Consider the following 18,293-nt stretch of genomic DNA (forward strand, 5'->3'; position numbering starts at 1 on the left):
TTGAAATCTTGAAAATCCCCCTAAAAAAATCACGGATAAACTAAGTATTCATATAAAAACTAGAAATCATGGGAACCAAAATTTATGTACCAGGGGGTGCTTTCGATGTGGTGCCGCAACGTATATCGCTAATAGGTTTTTTGGCAATGTTAATGACCTTTGTGGCTTGTGGCAATGATGATCCGCTACAAGATTCGAATCTGCCTGAAGGAACTGGAACAATAGCCGGAACGGTAAAAGACGATAAAGGGAATCCGTATCCCAGCGCACTGGTAAAATTATCCAATGAATCCGATCAACAGGAAAGGGCCACCAATACCGAAGGTATCTACGAAAAGGAGACCAAGGGCGTCGGAAAGTATGAGGTTGCCCTTATTCCCCCCTTGTCGACCGAAGTGGTTTCGACAAACCCTGCTTCCATCGATTTAAAGGCCGACCAAAGGGCAATTGTCGATTTTGTGATCAAACCCAAGCTTGTGGAAGCACACCTGAACTTTGGGAAGGTACAGTTATTGGAAGAAATCGTCGATGAAAACGGCGATACACCTACAAATCCTAACGAACCTCTTTACGCCGCGAACATATTTGATGATCCAATAGGAATGTTGACGGCCATCAAATCTCCTGATGGTCACCATATAACGCTGTCTGAATTTCAAACTGCTGAGGGGAATCTGTTAGTCCACTGTAATGGCAATACGTCTACTGTCGAAATAGCTTTGAACGGTATGATTCCTAACGGAACCTATACCTTTTGGTTGGCCTATATGAACAAAATTAGAAAGGCAGGCGAGCACATAGATTTTATGAACGATTTTGTGAATCCTAACAACCCACCTATTGGTCCATCCGATGGCTCGGAAAATGTGGTTGTTGCCGATGCGAATGGATCGATAAGTGTAATCCTTTCACACGCTTCCTGTATCCTTACAGATGAAGTGGCCCTTGTTATGCCCATACTTTATCATCTCAACGGAAAGACATTTGGAGGTGGTCATGTGCCAGACTCCGAGGAAATGGTTCATATGCTGGTTTATTTTCAATGAACATTTAATTAGAGGTAAAAATAGTATTCCCCATATAGCAACATCTTTAAAAATTAGAAATCATGAGAACAATTAAAAACAGAATAAAAAAAGCTTTCAGTATTTTGATAACACTGATACTAATGGCAGCTATTATGGGCTGTAGTAAGAGTGATGATGGGGGTTCAGACGTACCTGTCAAAGCTGGAAAACTGAGCGTGACCATTGATGGAGTAAATAATTGTAATGGGGGCACAATATTGGATTTTAAACTGCCATATACCTTATCGCAAGAGACTGAGATTAAACGACTGAATATTAAAACAAAATTATCCAATGGCAGTTCCGACGATTTCATTGACGCAACATTTAATGATACTGGCAGTACCATAACCTTTAGTCAGTGTACCGTATTTGGCACTGTCTCTTGGGTTGATTATGAAGTGCGATTAGAGTCGGACAATGGAGCGCTGAGCAATTCTTCTAAAGTTAGGATAAACAAACCCAATGGTGCCAATTAGCATAGTCTAGGTTTTGCGGGTACAAAATAGGAGCAGTGGTGCCTATCGAATAGGAATGAACGGCATCGCTTTTGTAAAACTGTTTTTTGACCATAGAACAAGACAGTATTGTCAAAAGAAATAACAAATTAAATTTAAAATCATGAAAACCAATATAGTTAAGAAATCCACCTCACTCAGCGGTGTATTGTTTGTTGTGATTTTGTTGGGACTACTTTCTTTAAGGTGTAATAAGGAAGAGATTAGGGGTGGATCGGTCTATTCGGGAAACGCGAATTTTAACATTACCGGTGATACAACGCTGACCTTTAATGGAAGAACAGATGACTTCGCTATTCAGATAGAAAATAATACGGAGTTTTTCCCATTGACCTTTACGAACGATGATAACCTTTCGTTTTTTTTGGGAATACGCGATATTCCCAAAATCAAAACTCAAGTCTATAGTATTTCTGATATAACCTCTGGAGGTTGGACCGCCATATTCTTAGGAACCGATTTGTTATTTGATAGTAAATCAGGTGAAGTAAAGATAACTACGCTAAATGCAAATAAAATAAACGGATCTGTGGACCTGGTATTGAGTGCGCCATTTAGTTTTGGCAATGATCTTACAGTCAAAGGCACGTTTGAGTTGAAAGCAAGATAAGTACTTTTTAGAAAAAGAGTTTAAAGCAAAAAAAAGCCTCGATATAGGTCGAGGCATTTTTTTAGATAAGTAGGTATTCTGTAAGATTGGATTTCGATTGCTCGAATAAGCTTTTTTAGGTCAAGTGCCGATTTGGGGAAAACAACACTTTAATTTCGGTTAAGATCACAGTTCGATTTGGGGTCAACACTATCACTTAATTACACTGTAAATGTATGGCAGATATACATCTCCTTGAAATTAATGTTGTGAACGAAGTATAAAATGTTGTGAAAAATAGCAACGGTTCGTTTTCTTCGATAAACAACATAAAAGAAGGAAGAAAGAGAAATATACCTTTATAGAAATCCAAAATAGACTCTTATCTTTTTAAATAAGGGAGATGGACTTCCGTATAAGGGCATAAAAATCAATATTCATCCAAATGCTCTGGATAAAGAAAATTGTTATAAGGAAAGCGAGTGACATGAATATCGCGAACTTCTTCATATACTCGAGTGCGAAACTCATCTAAATTTTCTTTGTTCAAGGCAGAAATAAAAATCGCATTTTTTCCCACCCGCTGCATCCATGTCTTCTTCAATTCTGCTATTGTAAAGTGCTTGGATGTTTTTTCGGTCATCAGATCATCTTCATCGATGGTCTCATGAACATATTGATCGATTTTGTTAAAGACCATAATAGTCTCTTTATCGGCACTCTTTATCTCGCCCAAAATTTGATTTACAGAGGCTATGTGTTCTTCGAAATTAGGGTGTGATATATCTACAACATGTAAGAGCAAGTCGGCTTCACGTACCTCGTCCAGTGTGCTTTTAAAGCTTTCCACCAATTGAGTAGGTAGCTTACGAATAAATCCTACGGTATCGCTTAATAAAAAGGGGAGGTTGCCAATGACAACTTTTCGAACTGTGGTATCTAAAGTGGCAAAAAGTTTATTCTCGGCGAAAACATCACTTTTACTGATAACGTTCATGAGGGTAGATTTACCAACATTTGTATAACCTACTAATGCAACCCTTACCAAAGAACCCCGGTTTCCCCGTTGGGTCTCCATTTGCCTATCGATTTTCTTTAATTTTTTCTTTAGTAAAGAAATACGGTCACGCACGATACGTCTATCGGTTTCGATTTCCGTTTCCCCCGGGCCGCGCATTCCAATACCTCCTTTTTGACGCTCTAAGTGTGTCCAAAGTCCGGTAAGTCGTGGCAACAGATATTCGTATTGTGCTAATTCGACTTGGGTTCGGGCATAACTCGTTTGTGCACGCTGCGCGAAAATATCGAGTATTAGGCTCGTGCGATCCAAAATTTTACAGCGAAGTTGTTTTTCAATGTTGCGTTGCTGACCAGGGGTAAGCTCATCATCAAAAATAACGGAGCCAATATCGTTTTCCTTTACATAAGCTTCTACTTCTTCCATTTTTCCGCTACCGATCAAGGTTTTAGGGTTGGGGGTGTCCATGCGCTGTACAAAGCGTTTAGACACTTCACCACCGGCGGTATATGTCAAGAATTCTAGCTCGTCGAGGTATTCGGTCACTTTTTCTTCGTCCTGTTCTTTGTTCAGTACCCCTATTAGAACGGCTTTTTCGTATTCTATGGATTTCTTTTCTAGCATAACTCTATTAAAGTGCAAATTTAAGCAATACTGACCAAGCAATTTTCGTAAATTTATTTGCTCAAAAAGAAATCATGCTTTTTTCATTCTTCAAGCGAAGTAAAAGGAGGCAACTTCACACCATTGCATTCTATAACTTAGAGAATCTGTTCGATACCAAAGATGATCCAAAAACCTTGGATGATGATTTTACACCGAAAGGTGCGAAAAAGTGGTCGAATAAACGTTACAAGAGAAAACTCTATAAACTGGCCAAAACCATTTCAGAAATAGGTAACGAGCATGCCACTGCTCCACCCGCTCTTGTCGGTGTTGCCGAGGTCGAGAATAAAAATGTGATGGAGGATCTTATAGGGTCAGAACCTTTGCGTGATATCGATTACGATTATGTACATTATGATTCTCCTGACGAAAGGGGTATTGATACCGCATTAATCTACCGTAAGAGCAATTTTACGGTGAAGTATTCCGAACCGATCACCTTATTTGTAAATAACCTTAATGGTGAGCGTGATACCACTCGCGATATTCTTTACGTATTGGGAAATCTTAACGGTGAAGAAGTACATGTTTTCGTAAACCACTGGCCTTCTCGCCGAAATGGTGTAAATGAAACGAACTACAAAAGGGTCATTGCTGCGGAAACGTTAAAGGGGTATATGGCCAAAATTGAAACAGAATATGTCGACCCTAATTATATTATTATGGGAGATTTTAATGCCGGGCCAAAATCGGAAAGCATCAAAAACTTAATGGAGTTGCCACATTTATATAATCCCATGGAAAAATTGCACATACCACAAGAAAGAGGGAGTGCCAATTATAAACGAAGTTGGAGCTTGTTCGATCAGATTATGGTATCACATAATTTTTTGAATCATAAAAAGGGGACACACAGTTTTGCCCATGCCAATATTTTTGATGAGGAATTTTTGACCGAATTCAACGGGAAGTTTAAAGGCACTCCATACCGTACGTACGCAGGGCGGAAATATTTAGGAGGCTATAGTGATCATTTCCCCGTATACATTCAATTAAAATTTAATGGATAAGACTTCGTGTTTAAAAATCAGACTTTCTTGATTTCACTTTGATCTAATAATTCGTCGTTTCGCAATCTTAGAAAAACTTGGGCCGTAGTAACCACATCCAATTCACAATAATTGATTATCCGATCTAAATCATTTTCCTTATAATAGACGTCACGCACCATGCTACCATCTATGTCTTCCTTCGGCGATGGAATACCCAGTATGTTCGCCATCAGTTTCAAAGAGGTAAAATGCTTATAATCTCCAAATTTCCAAAGGTCCATAGTGTCTAAATGGGGCACTTCCCACGGTTTTTTCCCAAAAAGATTTAATTTGTAGGGAAGTTCAATGCCCTGAATAATCATTCTTCGGGCTATATATGGAAAATCAAATTCTTTGGCATTGTGTCCGCACATCAAATGTTTTGAACCACTAAAATGGCTGTTCAATAGGTTTTTGAACTCTTTTAGTAGTTTTGGTTCTGCACCGTGAAAACTGGTTGTTCGAAATGTTCTGACATCTCCTTTCAAGTGAAAATAACCAACAGAAAGACAGATGATTTTTCCAAATTCCGCCCAAATTCCTGCACGGTCATAGAACTCTTCGGCGGTATATTCGTCTTTTCGCTGGTATCTTGTTTTTTGCTCCCAAAGATCTTTTCTCTCGTCGTCCAGTTGGTCATAACTTTCGTTTTCCGGTACGGTTTCAATATCTAAAAATAGAATATGCTCCAAGTTGATTTTTTGTAACATTTTTATACGGATGTGATGTTATAGTATTGAAGATACGAACAAATTTTTGGAAGGCATTGCCCACAAACATCATTGTTGATTACGATTTGTTCAAAATGGGATGAGATTTGAGGCACTTTCTTAAATTAAACTAGATGGTCTACTTGTTTTTTCGAGTTGCGCAATGCGTGTTCCCAATTGCTCGTTTTTTGGGATAAATAATCGTCAAACGGATATTTTAAGCCTTTTGCAAAGGGTTTTATTGGTTAAACAAACCGAGAGGTCTGTTCTTATTCGAAAAGTGATTGCTGTTTTACAGGACTTTCATGATTTAAAAGCCATTTCTTACGATGTAATCCGCCGGCATAACCCGTCAAAGAACCATCGCTACCAATAACCCGATGACATGGGATGACAATCCATAACGGATTTTTACCATTGGCCGCTGCTACGGCGCGAATAGCCTTTACATCACCCAAAGTTTTAGTGAGATCGAGATAAGATGTGGTTTTGCCGTATGGTATGTGTTGCAGCGCCTCCCATACCTTTTTTTGAAAATCGGTGCCTTGAGGGTTTAATGGAAGGCTGAAAGTATGTCGTTTACCTTCAAAATATTCGTGTAACTGATATACCGCATCTTCCAGTACTTCAGGAAATAATTCATCAGGTGTTTGAATATTATCCAATATGGTTATTGATGATAAACCGGAGGTATCACCTTCTATTTTTGCCGTACCTAGTGGTGTTTTTATATGAGCTATTTCCATTACTCTATTTTGGGATCTTTTTCTATTACCCCTAGCCTTTTGGCCCGCTCTTCCCAATTCTTTCGTGCGAGTTGTTGTAAATCGGCCACATTATCGCTTTCATCCATGATTTCCAGCCCCAAGAGGGTTTCAATAACATCTTCCATAGTAACTAGGCCGCTGACCGATCCGTATTCATCTACGACTAAGGCAATGTGCTCGCGTTTAGAAATCAGGGTATTGAATAATTGAGGTATTGGCATGTTGCGTTCGGTAATTAGAATTTCCCTTTTAATCTCCGATAAAGGCAACTTTCCGTTATCATTAACCATCTCCTCTAAAATATTGTCTTTGAGCACAAATCCTGTAATATTATCCATTTTTCCGTTATAGACCGGAATACGCGAAAATCGCATTTTCGGATTGTTTTCGAAAAATTCTGCGATAGTCTTGTCTTCGGCTGCAATTTTTACCACGGCGCGAGGGGTCATAATGTCTTTTACCAACACTTCATCGAAACGGAGCAGATTTTTAATGATTGTGGATTCCGATTTTTCAAAAACGCCTTCCTCGTGTGCAATATCTGTCATAGCCGTAAAGTCTTCCCGGCTTAAAACACTTCCGTGATGACCCTTTCCTCCAACGAGTTTGGTGAACAATTGTAATATCCATAAAAGCCCCGTCCATTTTAGGCCCAATACCATTATTTTGAGTGTTTTGGAAGTGAAATTAGCCAGTTGCCTCCAATAGGTTGCCCCAATTGTTTTGGGAATAATTTCAGAGGCCACTAAAATCAAAATGGTCATAATTGTCGAAACGACACCGACCATAAGGTCTTCTGTGAATTCAATACCTAAAAATGTTCTTTGGGTAGTGCCATACAGTTGCACATAGGCTACTTTGGCCTGTACGCCCACTAATATGGCTCCAACCGTATGAGCTATGGTATTCAGTGTGAGAATGGCGATTAACGGCTTATCAACATCGTTCTTTAGAGTTTCTAAAGTATCTGCATAAGCCTTGCCTTCCTTTTTCTTTATGTTTATAAAAGTGGGATTGATGCTTAATAGAACAGCTTCTAAGACCGAGCACAAAAAGGAAAAGAAGATGGAAACAACCGCGTAAAAAACCAACAGGCCCATAGAATCAAATTAAGACACTAAGATACCAATAAATAAAGAATCGATTGACGCTATTGCACCGGTAATTTGCCCTTATAAAAAACTTCTTGAACGGCCGAACGAATATTCAATTTGTATAAATTTTGATTCTCCCTTGTCGGATTTACGCGGTTAGAGAGAAAAATATAAACTAATTGTTCTACGGGGTCTGCCCAAATAAAAGTACCTGTGAACCCACTATGACCGAAACTTTCTGCACTGACCTCTGGGGCGGGATATGCATCTTTCAAAGAAAGTTCTGCGTTGTTCAACAGTGGTTTGTCAAAGCCTAAACCACGACGGTTATCATTATCAGGGTATTGTACCCGATTAAATTCTTTCATGGTTGCCTCTGAGATATACCTTTTACCATTATAGCTACCATAATTTTGATACATCTGCATGATTTTTGCTAAATCGGTTGCCGATGCAAACAGTCCTGCATTGCCCGACACACCTCCTAAAAGCGATGCGTTTTCATCATGCACCCAATTTTTGGTAAGTTCATGTCTGAAAAGGGTATCCATTTCGGTTGGTACGATAGCATGGGAATAATTTTTTGTTTTAGGATTGAAACCCATTGTCGTCGCGCCCAAAGGAGCATAAAAATTACTCGTCAGATAGGATGTATACGATTGACCGGTAAGAGTTTCGATGAGTTTAGGAAAAATTAGAAAGGTAAGCCCGGAGTATTTATATTTTTTATCATCGCTTACCTTAGAGCGATTGATCATTCGATACATTTTGCGGTTGAACCTGTCTTTTACAAAAAGATGCTCATAAGCTTGATTGGTGTATCCTTTTCGGCTGTTGGATTTAACAAAACGCTTTTTGATGGCCCCATTTTTTTTGATGACCTTATCGAGAAAAACAATATAGGGCACCAATCCTGCCTGATGGGCAAGAATTTCCCTTAGGGTGATGTTTTTTTTGTGTTTTCTTTTGCGCCAAGGTTCCCAATAGGTGCTGAATGGTACATCTAGATGAAGCTTACCTTCGTCGACCAACTTCATAAGCGCAGGTAAGGGCCCTGTAATTTTTGTAACCGAAGCTAGGTCATAAATATCGTCTAAAGCTACTTTTGTCTGGTTGTCATAAGTGTGATAACCGTAGGCTTTATGAAAAATTATGGTATTGTTCTTGGCAACTAAAACCTGTGCCCCGGGGAAAGCATGCTCCTGGATGCCATAGGCCATAATCGAATCTACTTTTTGATGGATGTAGGCGGAATCTAATCCCACTTCAGAAGGAAAACCCATAGAAAGCCCTGTATCTTGGGCACTCAAGTAGGAGGCAAATAAAATACTGATAAGTATATTGAATATTTTAAAAGATTGTTTTTTCATATTGCCAAGTTACCAACCCGTATATTGGGGAGGCTCTATCTGATTAAGTTTTAAATATACAACCAATTGGCCACGATGATGAGCAACATGATCCTGCATTAAATTCATGATTTGCATTTTGGTTTTTTCCCCAGCAAAAAAATCGACTTTTTCAGCTAGTTTTTCAGGCGCTAGGTTTGCAATAAGGTTGGCAGACCCATCAAAACTTTTTTTCATCGCCTCGATTAACTGCTGTTTTGTCGGTGTCGGGCCCATTTTTTCTTTTTGGAGGTCGCCACTACCGAAATAGGTGTTGCTCAGCCAATCAATATTCTCTTTGATGTGAATCAGTTGCGCCGTAAAGGTTCTTTGCTTTTCGGTAGGCTTGAATGCATATTGGGTTTCTGGCATTGCCTCGGCCAATTGTATTAAATAGATTTTTGAGTTTTCCCATTTTTCCAGGAAAGTTTCGATGAAAAGGTCTTGTGACATGGCATTTAAATGAATTAAACCAAAAAGTATAAAAAACGTCTTTTTCATTGATGTCTTCCCTAATTTAAGTATAGTACTTGCCTGCAATATATCTTTAATATCCGAGAGACCCTATTCAAAAATCGTATTGGGTTCTCATTAATTATTTAGTCCAGCAAGCGCACAGCATCTTTGGCGAAGTAACTGGCTATTATATTTGCCCCAGCTCTTTTGATAGCCGTTAATTGCTCTAACATAACAGCGTCGTGATCCAGCCATCCTTTTTCAGCTGCCGCTTTTACCATGGCGTACTCTCCGCTGACTTGATATACTGCCACGGGTACATCGACCTCATTGCGTATTTCACGAACAATATCCAAATAACAGAGTCCTGGTTTGACCATCACAATATCGGCACCCTCATCAATATCCATTTCCGTTTCCCGAATCGCCTCGAACCGATTACTAAAATCCATTTGATAGGTCTTTTTGTCTTTGGGCACGTTTTTAATATCTACTGGAGCAGAATCTAGGGCATCACGAAAAGGACCGTAAAAGGCGGAAGCATATTTGGCACTATAACTCATGATGCCCGTATCGGTAAATCCCTCGTCTTCCAAGGCCTCCCTGATTGCAAGAATGCGCCCATCCATCATATCGCTCGGGGCCACGAAATCGGCTCCAGCTTTGGCATGGCTAACACTCATCTCGGCCAGCAGTTCGGTTGTTTCATCATTTAAAATTCGTCCTTCGGCTACAATGCCATCATGACCAAACGAGGAGTAGGGATCGAAGGCTACGTCGGTCATGACCAACATGCCCGGACACGCATTTTTAACAGCTTTAATGGCACGTTGCATTAGTCCGTCGGCATTGAGTACTTCGACACCTTTATTGTCCTTTAGCGCATCAGGTACTTTTACGAAAAGTAAGACTGCCTTTAGGCCCATATTCCAGAGTTCTTTGACCTCTTTTTCCAGATTGTCAAGGCTTAGGCGATAATAATCGGGCATTAAGGCGATTTCTTCCTTTATGGCTTTACCTTCCACTACAAAAAGGGGAACAAGAAAGTCGTTGGGTGAAATTATGGTTTCTTGTACTAAAGAGCGAATGGCTGGTGAAGTTCGTAGTCTTCTGTTTCGTTTAAGTGGATACATTTATGCGTATTTATTTTTCAATTTCTTAATAGCTATCAATCTTCTGTGACATTAAGCGAATCATTAAGGTACTCGTGGCAGGTGATAATTTGCTTCAAGTCTTTATCTAATTCAAATGTACGCCATAGTAACGAATCCCTTTTTATGTTGACCGGATTTTGGTCTGAATCGATATAGTTTCGAAGCGATGTAATAATTGGATCTTCAAAACCATTGACTTTTAAAATAGATTTTCCTCCAGGGATGCTATAAGTGTCCTCAAAATCATAACAAGAAACCAAAACAGTATCACCGACCGTTAGACCCAAATCGTGAAAACAATCGGTACGAACAAATTGCTGATTGGCATATGAATTTACTCCCATTTCTTTGATTTTAAAAACCTTTTCAATCTTAATGACTCCTTCTTGTACCGTGTATAAAGGGCCTGCATTTTTATTGGGTTTCTTAAGTTCTGTTAGAATACCAACGAATACCAAAGATAATTCATCGCCACAATTTCCGATAAAAGGGCCGGATTGTGGCCACCAATAAGTGTAACCCACATCAAGCGTATCTTGCGTAAAGACGATTTTGATATCGCTTTTTGATTTCCTTGATTGACATCCCAATAAAAGCATGATTGTGATAGCCAAGGCTAAAACTCTCGTTGCAAATTTCATATGGCCAAACCTAAATAAGTCCAATGTGTATCTTCTTTTTTGAAAACTGATTTTTCATGAATAATCTCTAATTTACCATTCTCATAGTAATAGGCATCAAATGTTACAGTACCCTCTTCATCTTGTACACCACCTTTGGTCTTGCCGATAATTTCCAGTTTAACCCAAGTAACTGACTTAGCCCAACTTGTAATTGCCTTTTTATCTTTGAGAGGTCTTGTTGATGAATGATGACTTTGCATTAAATAGTCGCCATTGGCCAGAACAAAAGCCGAATACCTAGAACGCATTAACTGCTCGGCAGTTCTGGCCATATTTATGTTTGCGTGAACTTTACCACAGCAATTGGAATAATCAGCGGGAAAACCGCAGAAACAAGTGTCGGTGTTCATAGGGTTTCGTTTTTAGAGTGCTTCATTTGAGCAATCGTTTTTAGCCTTTCTTTCCTTGTCTCCTGTTCTTTTTTAAGCTTAGCTTTTTTTCTGTTAAGTAGCTTGGTATGTTTGGCCTTGTTTACGGTATTTTTTGCTTTTCCTTTTTTAGCCATAATCTTGCATTAAACCCATTCTTTCGGACTCTGAAGAATTTTTAGGAGACGCTCTTCTTCGCTCCCCTTCTCTGGATGATGATCATACCTCCACTGCACATGGGGGGGAAGGCTCATTAGAATACTTTCGATGCGACCATTGGTTTTCAGTCCGAAGAGTGTGCCCTTGTCATGTACCAAGTTAAACTCAACATAACGCCCCCTGCGAATTTCTTGCCACTCTCGTTGTTCGTCGGTATACGGGAGTTCCTTTCGTTTTAGAACAATCGGTATATAAGCTTCTAAAAAGCTGTTTCCCACCTCGACAACAAAATCATACCAGTCTTGCATTTTCATTTCTTCAGTTGCCTTACAATAATCAAAGAAGAGTCCGCCAACACCCCGAGCCTCATCGCGATGTGCATTCCAAAAATAGGAATCACATCGCTTTTTATATTCTTGATAAAAAGTTGGATTATTGTTGTCGCATGCCCGTTTACAAATAGAATGAAAATGAGCGGCATCTTCGTCGAACAAATAATAGGGGGTCAGATCTTGTCCGCCTCCAAACCATTGATCTACAATATTACCTTCTTTATCGTACATTTCGAAATAACGCCAATTTGCATGTACTGTCGGTACCATTGGACTTTTCGGATGGATAACAAGACTTAATCCGCAAGCAAAGAAATCGGCATCTTCGACGCCGAAATAATTTTGCATACTTTCTGGTAACGCTCCATGAACTGCCGAAATATTGACACCGCCTTTTTCAAAAACTTTCCCATTTTCTATCACTCGTGAGCGGCCTCCACCGCCTTCTGGGCGCTCCCAAACATCTTCACGGAATTTGGCAGAACCGTCTATTTCTTCGAGTTTTGAAGTAATTTGGTTTTGTAGGGTTTCAATATAGGTGTAAAAAGTGTCTTTCATTGTGCCCATGTATGCTGTTTCGCTTTGTAGTAAAAGAGTATTTCGTAGAAATGGTTAATTTAACTCGTACAATTCCATATCCAGTGCGCTTTCCTTTGGTGGTGTATACGCTTCCGATAAAGTTCTTTTCCAAATATAGCCACATTTTTCCGCTACCCTTATGCTTCCGGTATTCTCCTTATGAACCACTATTTGGAGTGAGCCCAGTTTCAGTTGCTCAAAAGCATGTTTGGAGATAATTTTAACCGCTTGTGTCATCCAACCTTTTCCGTTAAAGTTTTTATCGATGCAATAAGCAAGCTCCCCGACACCATCGATCCAATTCAGTTCTTTTAGAATGATAAGCCCAATTAACTTACTTGAGACGGCTTCTTTTAATAGCCAGGTAAATTCAAAATTGGTTTTGAACTGCGTCTGTTTCTTTCGGATAAAATCTTGGGAAGTCTTAACGGTAAGGTTTTGCCGTAACGTATTCGGAAAAAAACGCTCGAATCGGGCCATATTCGAAACCATAAGGTGACAAAGATCGGCAGCATCGTCTAAAACTAATTCGTGAATCGTAAGTTTTCCTGCAGAATTCATGGGTTTGGTTTAAGAAAAAAGAGGATTACATTTCATGTTTCAAACGGCATCGAATTTCTTCTCGGTCTATTCGCTATAGGTCTTTACAGCATCAATAAATGCTTTTGCATTTTCAACGGGAATATTCGGAAGAATACCATGGCCCAAATTGACAATATATTTGTCTTTTCCGAATTCTTTGATCATTTGAGTGACCATCTTTTTTATTTCTGATGGAGGGGATAATAACCTGGCGGGGTCAAAATTACCCTGTAACGTAATGGTTCCACCTGTCAGATATCTAGCATTTCTTGCCGAACAAGTCCAATCGACCCCTAAGGCAGCAGCTCCTGATTTGGCCATATCACCCAAAGCGAACCAGCAACCTTTTCCAAAAACAATTACTGGAGCTTCCTCCTTTAAAGCATCGATAATCTGTTGGATATATTTCCATGAGAATTCTTGATAATCGACAGGAGATAGCATACCTCCCCATGAATCGAATACTTGAACCGCATCGACCCCTGCCTTCACTTTTGCTTTTAGATAAGCGATTGTAGTATCGGTGATTTTTTGTAATAACCCATGAGCAACTACAGGTTGTGTGAAACACAGTTCTTTTGCTTTGTCAAATGTTTTACTCCCTTGCCCCTGGACACAATAACATAAAATGGTCCAAGGTGATCCTGCAAAACCGATAAGAGGCACTTCATCGTTCAATTTCTCTTTGGTTGCTTTAATGGCCTGCATCACATAATCAAGTGCTACATCAACATCAGGAACAATAACAGTATCTAAGTCTTTTTGTGAGCGAATTGGGTTTGGCAAATAGGGACCAAAATTAGGTTTCATCTGAACTTCGATATTCATGGCCTGTGGAATTACCAAAATATCGCTGAATAGAATAGCGGCATCCATTCCATAACGACGAATGGGCTGTACCGTAATTTCAGAGGCAAGTTCTGGTGTACGACATCGTTTGAAAAAATCATACTTTTCCCTGATTTCCATAAATTCAGGAAGATAGCGCCCTGCTTGACGCATCATCCACACAGGTGGGCGGTCAACGGTTTCACCTTTTAAAGCTCGTAAAAAGAGGTCGTTTTTAATCATATATCATGTATTCATCGTTATGCGCTAAAAGCGTTGCGTATCGTGGCGCATAATGCCATAAGTCATTTATAAAGATTCAACAGTTCGTCTTAGCACCGAAATTGGTTATAAGAAAGAAGATGTTCATTTCTCAATATATGTTTGGTTCACTAAATCAATTACACTCTCTGCAGTGGGTATTCTAGCTACCCGAACATCCTTAAAATGTTTTCTGGCCTCTGCAGCGGTGGTTTCCCCAATGCAATAAGCTATTTTATCAGCATTGTTCTGCAGGAGATAGCTGGTTACCGTGGAAGGGCTAAAGAACAAGACACCTTTTGTACTGTCATCGACTACGACGGGAGCATGTTTTGTACGGTATGCCTCAATTTCGTTGACGGTAATATTACTCTCGGACAAAATGTTGGGAATATCATCCATTCTTAAGTTACTACAGAAGTAGGTAACTTCCAATCCCTCCATATAATCAACCAAATACTTGGCCAACTTTTCGGCATTTTTTTCTTGGTGTTTTACCGATCCTATTTTGCGTTCGATCAAACGTTTTGTTTTTCGGCCTACGCAATAGATGTTTTTAAACTTTAATTCTTCAGCGGGAACATTGGTCAAAAGTGCCTCTACGGCATTTTGGCTGGTCAAGATTACATTCTTTATTTCAGACTTTAAAACATTGGCCGCAATACGATTCGGACTAATCTTGATGAAGTCTTCTGATTTGACCAAGATGCCTTCTTTGAATTGTTGTATTTGTTCAGCGGTTAGGCTTTTGGTAGAAAAAATCGTAGCGCGCCCAGTGAAGTTTTGTATATCGTTCATCAGGCGTTTTGCCCCACGGCCGAGTATATTCTCGGCACATTCTCGACCTAAGTTTTCATGCATCCCTAGCGGGGCGGTAAATTCAGCCTCTAATTTTTTACTGCCGTCTTCGGTTAAAAGCACCCCTTTTAACGTAACTACATCTTTCTTGTTGATGTAAGCCAAAGCCCCGATAGGCGCGGTACAACCACCTTCTAATATTCTCAAAAACTCTCTTTCAAGGGTGGTGCAGATAGCTGTCGGTTCATGGTTCAATTGAGCACAAGATTGGCGGACTTCTTCATCATTTTCCATAGCGACGACCATTATCGCACCCTGTGCGGGTGCAGGTACCATCCAAGTAAGGCCAATGGTATTTTCGGGCTCTAGCCCAATACGTTCCAATCCTGCAGCTGCAAAAATGGCTCCGTTCCAATCGTTATTATTCAATTTCTCGAGACGGGAATTCACATTGCCCCTCAAATCAACTACGGTATGTGTAGGATACCTATTCAACCATTGTGCCTTTCGACGCAAGCTTCCAGTCGCGATTACGGCATCACGTTGGGCTAAAAACTCTTCATTGTCCTTAAAGGCCATAATATCCATGAAATTGCCACGTTGCAAAACTGCTGCCTGCACAATGCCTTTTGGCAACATAGTAGGCACGTCTTTCATGGAATGAACGGCAATATCAATATCACCATTGAGCATGGCAATATCCAAGGTTTTGGTAAAAACCCCTGTGATACCAAGTTCGTGTAATGGTTTATCCAACACAAGGTCGCCTTCTGATTTTACAGGAACCAATTGCGCGTGATAACCTAATGTTTCAAGCTTTTGTTTTACGGTATTGGCCTGCCATAACGCTAGTTCGCTATCGCGGGTACCTATTCGAATAGATTTGCTCATTGAGGTTCGACTTCTAGTTGAAATACTTTTTGGATAAGCTCCAAACTATTGTCTGCATCGATATCAGTTTCCTTAAGATGATTGGCAAACTGTTTGGTGATTTTTTGAATGATGCGGTTCGATATGATATCGGCCTGTTCAGGGTCGAAATCGGAACTTTTCTTCGACTGATAGTCAAGCTCCTCTTCTTTCATGGTCTTTAGTTTCCTTTTCAACGCTTTAATCACAGGTGCAAATTTCCGGGTTTCAAGCCATTGTGTAAAATCAGACATCACCTCGTCTATTATCACTTCTGCTTGTGGAATAAACTGTTTTCTACGTTCTAGTGTGTCATCGGTCATTCGAGAGAGTTGATCTAGATGTATTACAGTTACATTGTCAAGTGTGGCAATGTCGTCCGATACGTTTTTGGGTATGGAAAGGTCTAAGACCAATAAAGGTTTTTTGGTGTAAATGAGTTCTTTTGAAATTGTGGGCAATTGGGCCCCCGTAGCTACGACAAGTACGTCAGCTTTACGAATCTCCGCTTGAAGATCGCCATGGTCTTTAACTGTAAGGTTGAATTTGCCTGCAATTCTTTCCGCTTTGTTCTTTGTGCGGTTAATAAGTGTAATATGTGGATTCTTGGTATGTTTGATTAGATTTTCACAGGTGTTTCTTCCAATTTTTCCTGTTCCGAAAAGCAAAATGTTTTTGTCCGAGATATTCGGAACTTCTTTAAGAATGTATTGAACCGAAGCAAAGGCGACTGATGTAGCACCTGATGAAATCTCCGTTTCGTTTTTAATACGCTTGCTGGCCTGAATAACGGAATTACATAAACGTTCTATAAACGGGTTTGCAATGTCAAGTTTTTTAGAGCGGTTGAAACTCTGCCTTAATTGACTTATAATTTCAAAATCGCCTAAAATTTGACTATCGAGCCCCGTGCCTACACGAAAAAGGTGGGCAATGGCCTCATTGTTCTTATATACATAGGCTACTTCTTGAAATTCTTCCAAGGTGCCTTCGGTATTATCACAAAGTAGTTTTATTAATTGAAATGGATGTTGGGCAAAACCGTGTAATTCTGTGCGGTTACAAGTCGAAGTGACCAGAAGACCATCTATTTCTTGGGCTTTCGCCTGAACGAGCAGACGTTCCATTGCCACGGTGTCAAGGCTGAAATTACCACGAACTTTGGCATCGGCTTTTTTATAGCTGAGCCCAATCGTATAAAAAGAATTGTGCTTGGAGATGTGATACTCTTTCATGAAGTTGTTCAATCGGTAGCAAAAATAATTTTACATTATCAATAAAAATAACGCTAGAGGAACAATTAGTGTCGATTAAAGTGTTTTTGCTGAAATTCAGCGTTAAATTCCTGTAAATCCGCTATTTTTACAGTGAAATAGTGGTTTTTCATAAATATTATTTAGAACATTTCTAAATAGAAATGCAAATTCGAATAAAGCTATGTTGCAAGAAAATGTCGCTCAAGGTTCTTTTGATGAGGTGCTTCTCGAAGACGGATTTTATGTTTTGAAGATTCAGAACGATGCCTCAGAACTTCAGAAAGTTACCCGTCAAATCGATAGTACCTATATACAGTTTCACTTTTGCTTAAAAGGTCGCGCGAAGTTCGTTTTTAATGAAGGCAGGTATGCTTTGGAAGTTTCGGAAGAAAATTCTTTATTGTTGTACAATACACAAATTGATTTGCCGATGAACCTTGAATTGGCGCCCAATTCATGGATGGTATCTATAATCATGACAATTCGTAAATTTCATTCCCTCTTTTCAAAAGAGGCTGATTTCATTCCTTTTTTGGTAGAAGGGAACAAAGAAAAGAAGTACTATGCTCAGGAGGGAGTTTCTCCTGGAATAGCGGTTATTTTAAGTCAAATGATGAATTATAATCTCCATCCATCCATTAAGCAACTGTATATAAAGGGGAAGGTGTATGAGCTTATTTCTCTATATTTTAATAAAAGTGCAGACGCAGACGCTGAACAATGTCCTTTTCTTGTTGATGAAGATAATGTCAGGCGCATTCGAAAGGCAAAGGAAATTATTATTTCCCGAATGTCAGAACCACCAAGTTTGGTGGAACTCTCCCAAGAAATAGGGCTATCATTAAAAAAGCTCAAAGAAGGTTTTAAACAAATCTATGGTGATTCGGTATATAGCTTTTTGTTCGATTACAAGATGGAGCACGCCCGTAAATTGTTAGAATCCGGACAACATAATGTCAATGAAGTAGGCCTTAGGGTTGGATATAGTACCAGTAGTCATTTTATTTCGGCCTTTAAAAAGAAATACGGTACCACCCCAAAAAAATATGTGATGTCTTTGGCAAAATGATTTAATTATGC

20 protein-coding genes are annotated in these 18,293 nt (G+C 39.5%); 5 read left to right on the forward strand and 15 right to left on the reverse strand.

The genetic code is table 11. The features are described 5' to 3' along the window. Positions 1–68: 68 nt before the first annotated feature. The 3 genes from BLS33_RS12395 (at position 69) to BLS33_RS12405 (ending at position 2,195) form a co-directional block, all read left to right on the forward strand. Positions 69–1,046: a carboxypeptidase-like regulatory domain-containing protein gene (locus BLS33_RS12395; protein WP_089889343.1), complete on the forward strand. Its 978-nt coding sequence runs from the start codon at positions 69–71 to the stop codon at positions 1,044–1,046. A 62-nt stretch (positions 1,047–1,108) separates the two neighbouring features. Further along, a complete protein-coding gene (locus BLS33_RS12400; RefSeq protein WP_089889346.1) occupies positions 1,109–1,546 on the forward strand; it encodes a hypothetical protein in 438 nt (145 codons plus the stop codon). A 142-nt stretch (positions 1,547–1,688) separates the two neighbouring features. Beyond that, the gene (locus BLS33_RS12405; protein ID WP_089889349.1) at positions 1,689–2,195 is read left to right on the forward strand and encodes a hypothetical protein; all 507 of its coding nucleotides are present in this window, start codon (positions 1,689–1,691) and stop codon (positions 2,193–2,195) included. A gap of 409 nt (positions 2,196–2,604) precedes the next feature. Here BLS33_RS12405 and hflX read toward each other — a convergent pair whose 3' ends face one another. After that, a complete protein-coding gene (hflX, locus tag BLS33_RS12410) occupies positions 2,605–3,816 on the reverse strand; it encodes a GTPase HflX (RefSeq protein ID WP_089889352.1) in 1,212 nt (403 codons plus the stop codon). Positions 3,817–3,890: 74 nt separating this feature from the next. Here hflX and BLS33_RS12415 point away from each other — a divergent pair, with 74 nt between their 5' ends. After that, the gene (locus tag BLS33_RS12415) at positions 3,891–4,868 is read left to right on the forward strand and encodes an endonuclease/exonuclease/phosphatase family protein (protein ID WP_089889353.1); all 978 of its coding nucleotides are present in this window, start codon (positions 3,891–3,893) and stop codon (positions 4,866–4,868) included. 17 nt (positions 4,869–4,885) lie between these two features. Here BLS33_RS12415 and BLS33_RS12420 read toward each other — a convergent pair whose 3' ends face one another. The 14 genes from BLS33_RS12420 to hemA all read right to left on the reverse strand — a co-directional run bounded on the left by BLS33_RS12420 (position 4,886) and on the right by hemA (position 17,192). Next, complete coding sequence (locus BLS33_RS12420) at positions 4,886–5,599, reverse strand: 3'-5' exonuclease (RefSeq protein WP_089889356.1); 714 nt, start codon at positions 5,597–5,599, stop codon at positions 4,886–4,888. A gap of 269 nt (positions 5,600–5,868) precedes the next feature. Continuing rightward, the gene (locus tag BLS33_RS12425; protein WP_089889358.1) at positions 5,869–6,345 is read right to left on the reverse strand and encodes a methylated-DNA--[protein]-cysteine S-methyltransferase; all 477 of its coding nucleotides are present in this window, start codon (positions 6,343–6,345) and stop codon (positions 5,869–5,871) included. Continuing rightward, positions 6,345–7,466 (reverse strand): CNNM domain-containing protein, encoded by a 1,122-nt coding sequence (locus BLS33_RS12430; RefSeq protein ID WP_089889361.1) that lies wholly within the window; start codon positions 7,464–7,466, stop codon positions 6,345–6,347. Before BLS33_RS12430 ends, BLS33_RS12425 begins: the two co-directional genes overlap by 1 nt. A 50-nt stretch (positions 7,467–7,516) precedes the next feature. Then, complete coding sequence (locus BLS33_RS12435; RefSeq protein WP_089889363.1) at positions 7,517–8,830, reverse strand: serine hydrolase domain-containing protein; 1,314 nt, start codon at positions 8,828–8,830, stop codon at positions 7,517–7,519. 9 nt (positions 8,831–8,839) lie between these two features. Beyond that, entirely contained in the window at positions 8,840–9,349 is a 510-nt protein-coding gene (locus BLS33_RS12440) for a DinB family protein (RefSeq protein ID WP_089889365.1), read from the reverse strand. Positions 9,350–9,447: 98 nt separating this feature from the next. After that, a complete protein-coding gene (hemB, locus tag BLS33_RS12445; protein WP_089889369.1) occupies positions 9,448–10,437 on the reverse strand; it encodes a porphobilinogen synthase in 990 nt (329 codons plus the stop codon). Positions 10,438–10,472: 35 nt separating this feature from the next. Then, positions 10,473–11,099, reverse strand: coding sequence for a hypothetical protein (locus BLS33_RS12450; RefSeq protein WP_089889372.1), 627 nt, complete (start codon positions 11,097–11,099; stop codon positions 10,473–10,475). Further along, positions 11,096–11,491: a YchJ family protein gene (locus BLS33_RS12455; RefSeq protein WP_089889375.1), complete on the reverse strand. Its 396-nt coding sequence runs from the start codon at positions 11,489–11,491 to the stop codon at positions 11,096–11,098. Before BLS33_RS12455 ends, BLS33_RS12450 begins: the two co-directional genes overlap by 4 nt. Continuing rightward, on the reverse strand, positions 11,488–11,646 hold the full coding sequence (locus tag BLS33_RS24860) for a hypothetical protein (RefSeq protein ID WP_176801383.1): 159 nt from the start codon (positions 11,644–11,646) through the stop codon (positions 11,488–11,490). The genes BLS33_RS12455 and BLS33_RS24860 overlap by 4 nt, the downstream gene beginning before the upstream one ends. Positions 11,647–11,655: 9 nt before the next feature. After that, positions 11,656–12,558 (reverse strand): oxygen-dependent coproporphyrinogen oxidase, encoded by a 903-nt coding sequence (gene hemF, locus BLS33_RS12460; RefSeq protein WP_089889765.1) that lies wholly within the window; start codon positions 12,556–12,558, stop codon positions 11,656–11,658. A gap of 54 nt (positions 12,559–12,612) precedes the next feature. Further along, positions 12,613–13,140, reverse strand: coding sequence for a GNAT family N-acetyltransferase (locus BLS33_RS12465; RefSeq protein ID WP_089889378.1), 528 nt, complete (start codon positions 13,138–13,140; stop codon positions 12,613–12,615). Positions 13,141–13,206: 66 nt separating this feature from the next. Further along, entirely contained in the window at positions 13,207–14,232 is a 1,026-nt protein-coding gene (gene hemE / locus BLS33_RS12470) for a uroporphyrinogen decarboxylase (RefSeq protein ID WP_089889382.1), read from the reverse strand. A 123-nt stretch (positions 14,233–14,355) separates the two neighbouring features. Further along, positions 14,356–15,939 carry a hydroxymethylbilane synthase gene (hemC, locus tag BLS33_RS12475; RefSeq protein WP_089889385.1) on the reverse strand — a complete coding sequence of 528 codons (1,584 nt, stop codon included), beginning with the start codon at positions 15,937–15,939 and terminating at the stop codon, positions 14,356–14,358. Continuing rightward, positions 15,936–17,192, reverse strand: coding sequence for a glutamyl-tRNA reductase (hemA, locus tag BLS33_RS12480; RefSeq protein WP_089889388.1), 1,257 nt, complete (start codon positions 17,190–17,192; stop codon positions 15,936–15,938). The genes hemC and hemA overlap by 4 nt, the downstream gene beginning before the upstream one ends. A gap of 202 nt (positions 17,193–17,394) precedes the next feature. Between hemA and BLS33_RS12485 the strand changes: the two genes are divergently transcribed. Beyond that, positions 17,395–18,282, forward strand: a complete 888-nt coding sequence (locus tag BLS33_RS12485) for an AraC family transcriptional regulator (protein WP_089889391.1) — start codon at positions 17,395–17,397, stop codon at positions 18,280–18,282. Positions 18,283–18,293: the final 11 nt, after the last annotated feature.

The organism is Kriegella aquimaris (assembly GCF_900103215.1).
GTDB lineage: Bacteria > Bacteroidota > Bacteroidia > Flavobacteriales > Flavobacteriaceae > Kriegella > Kriegella aquimaris.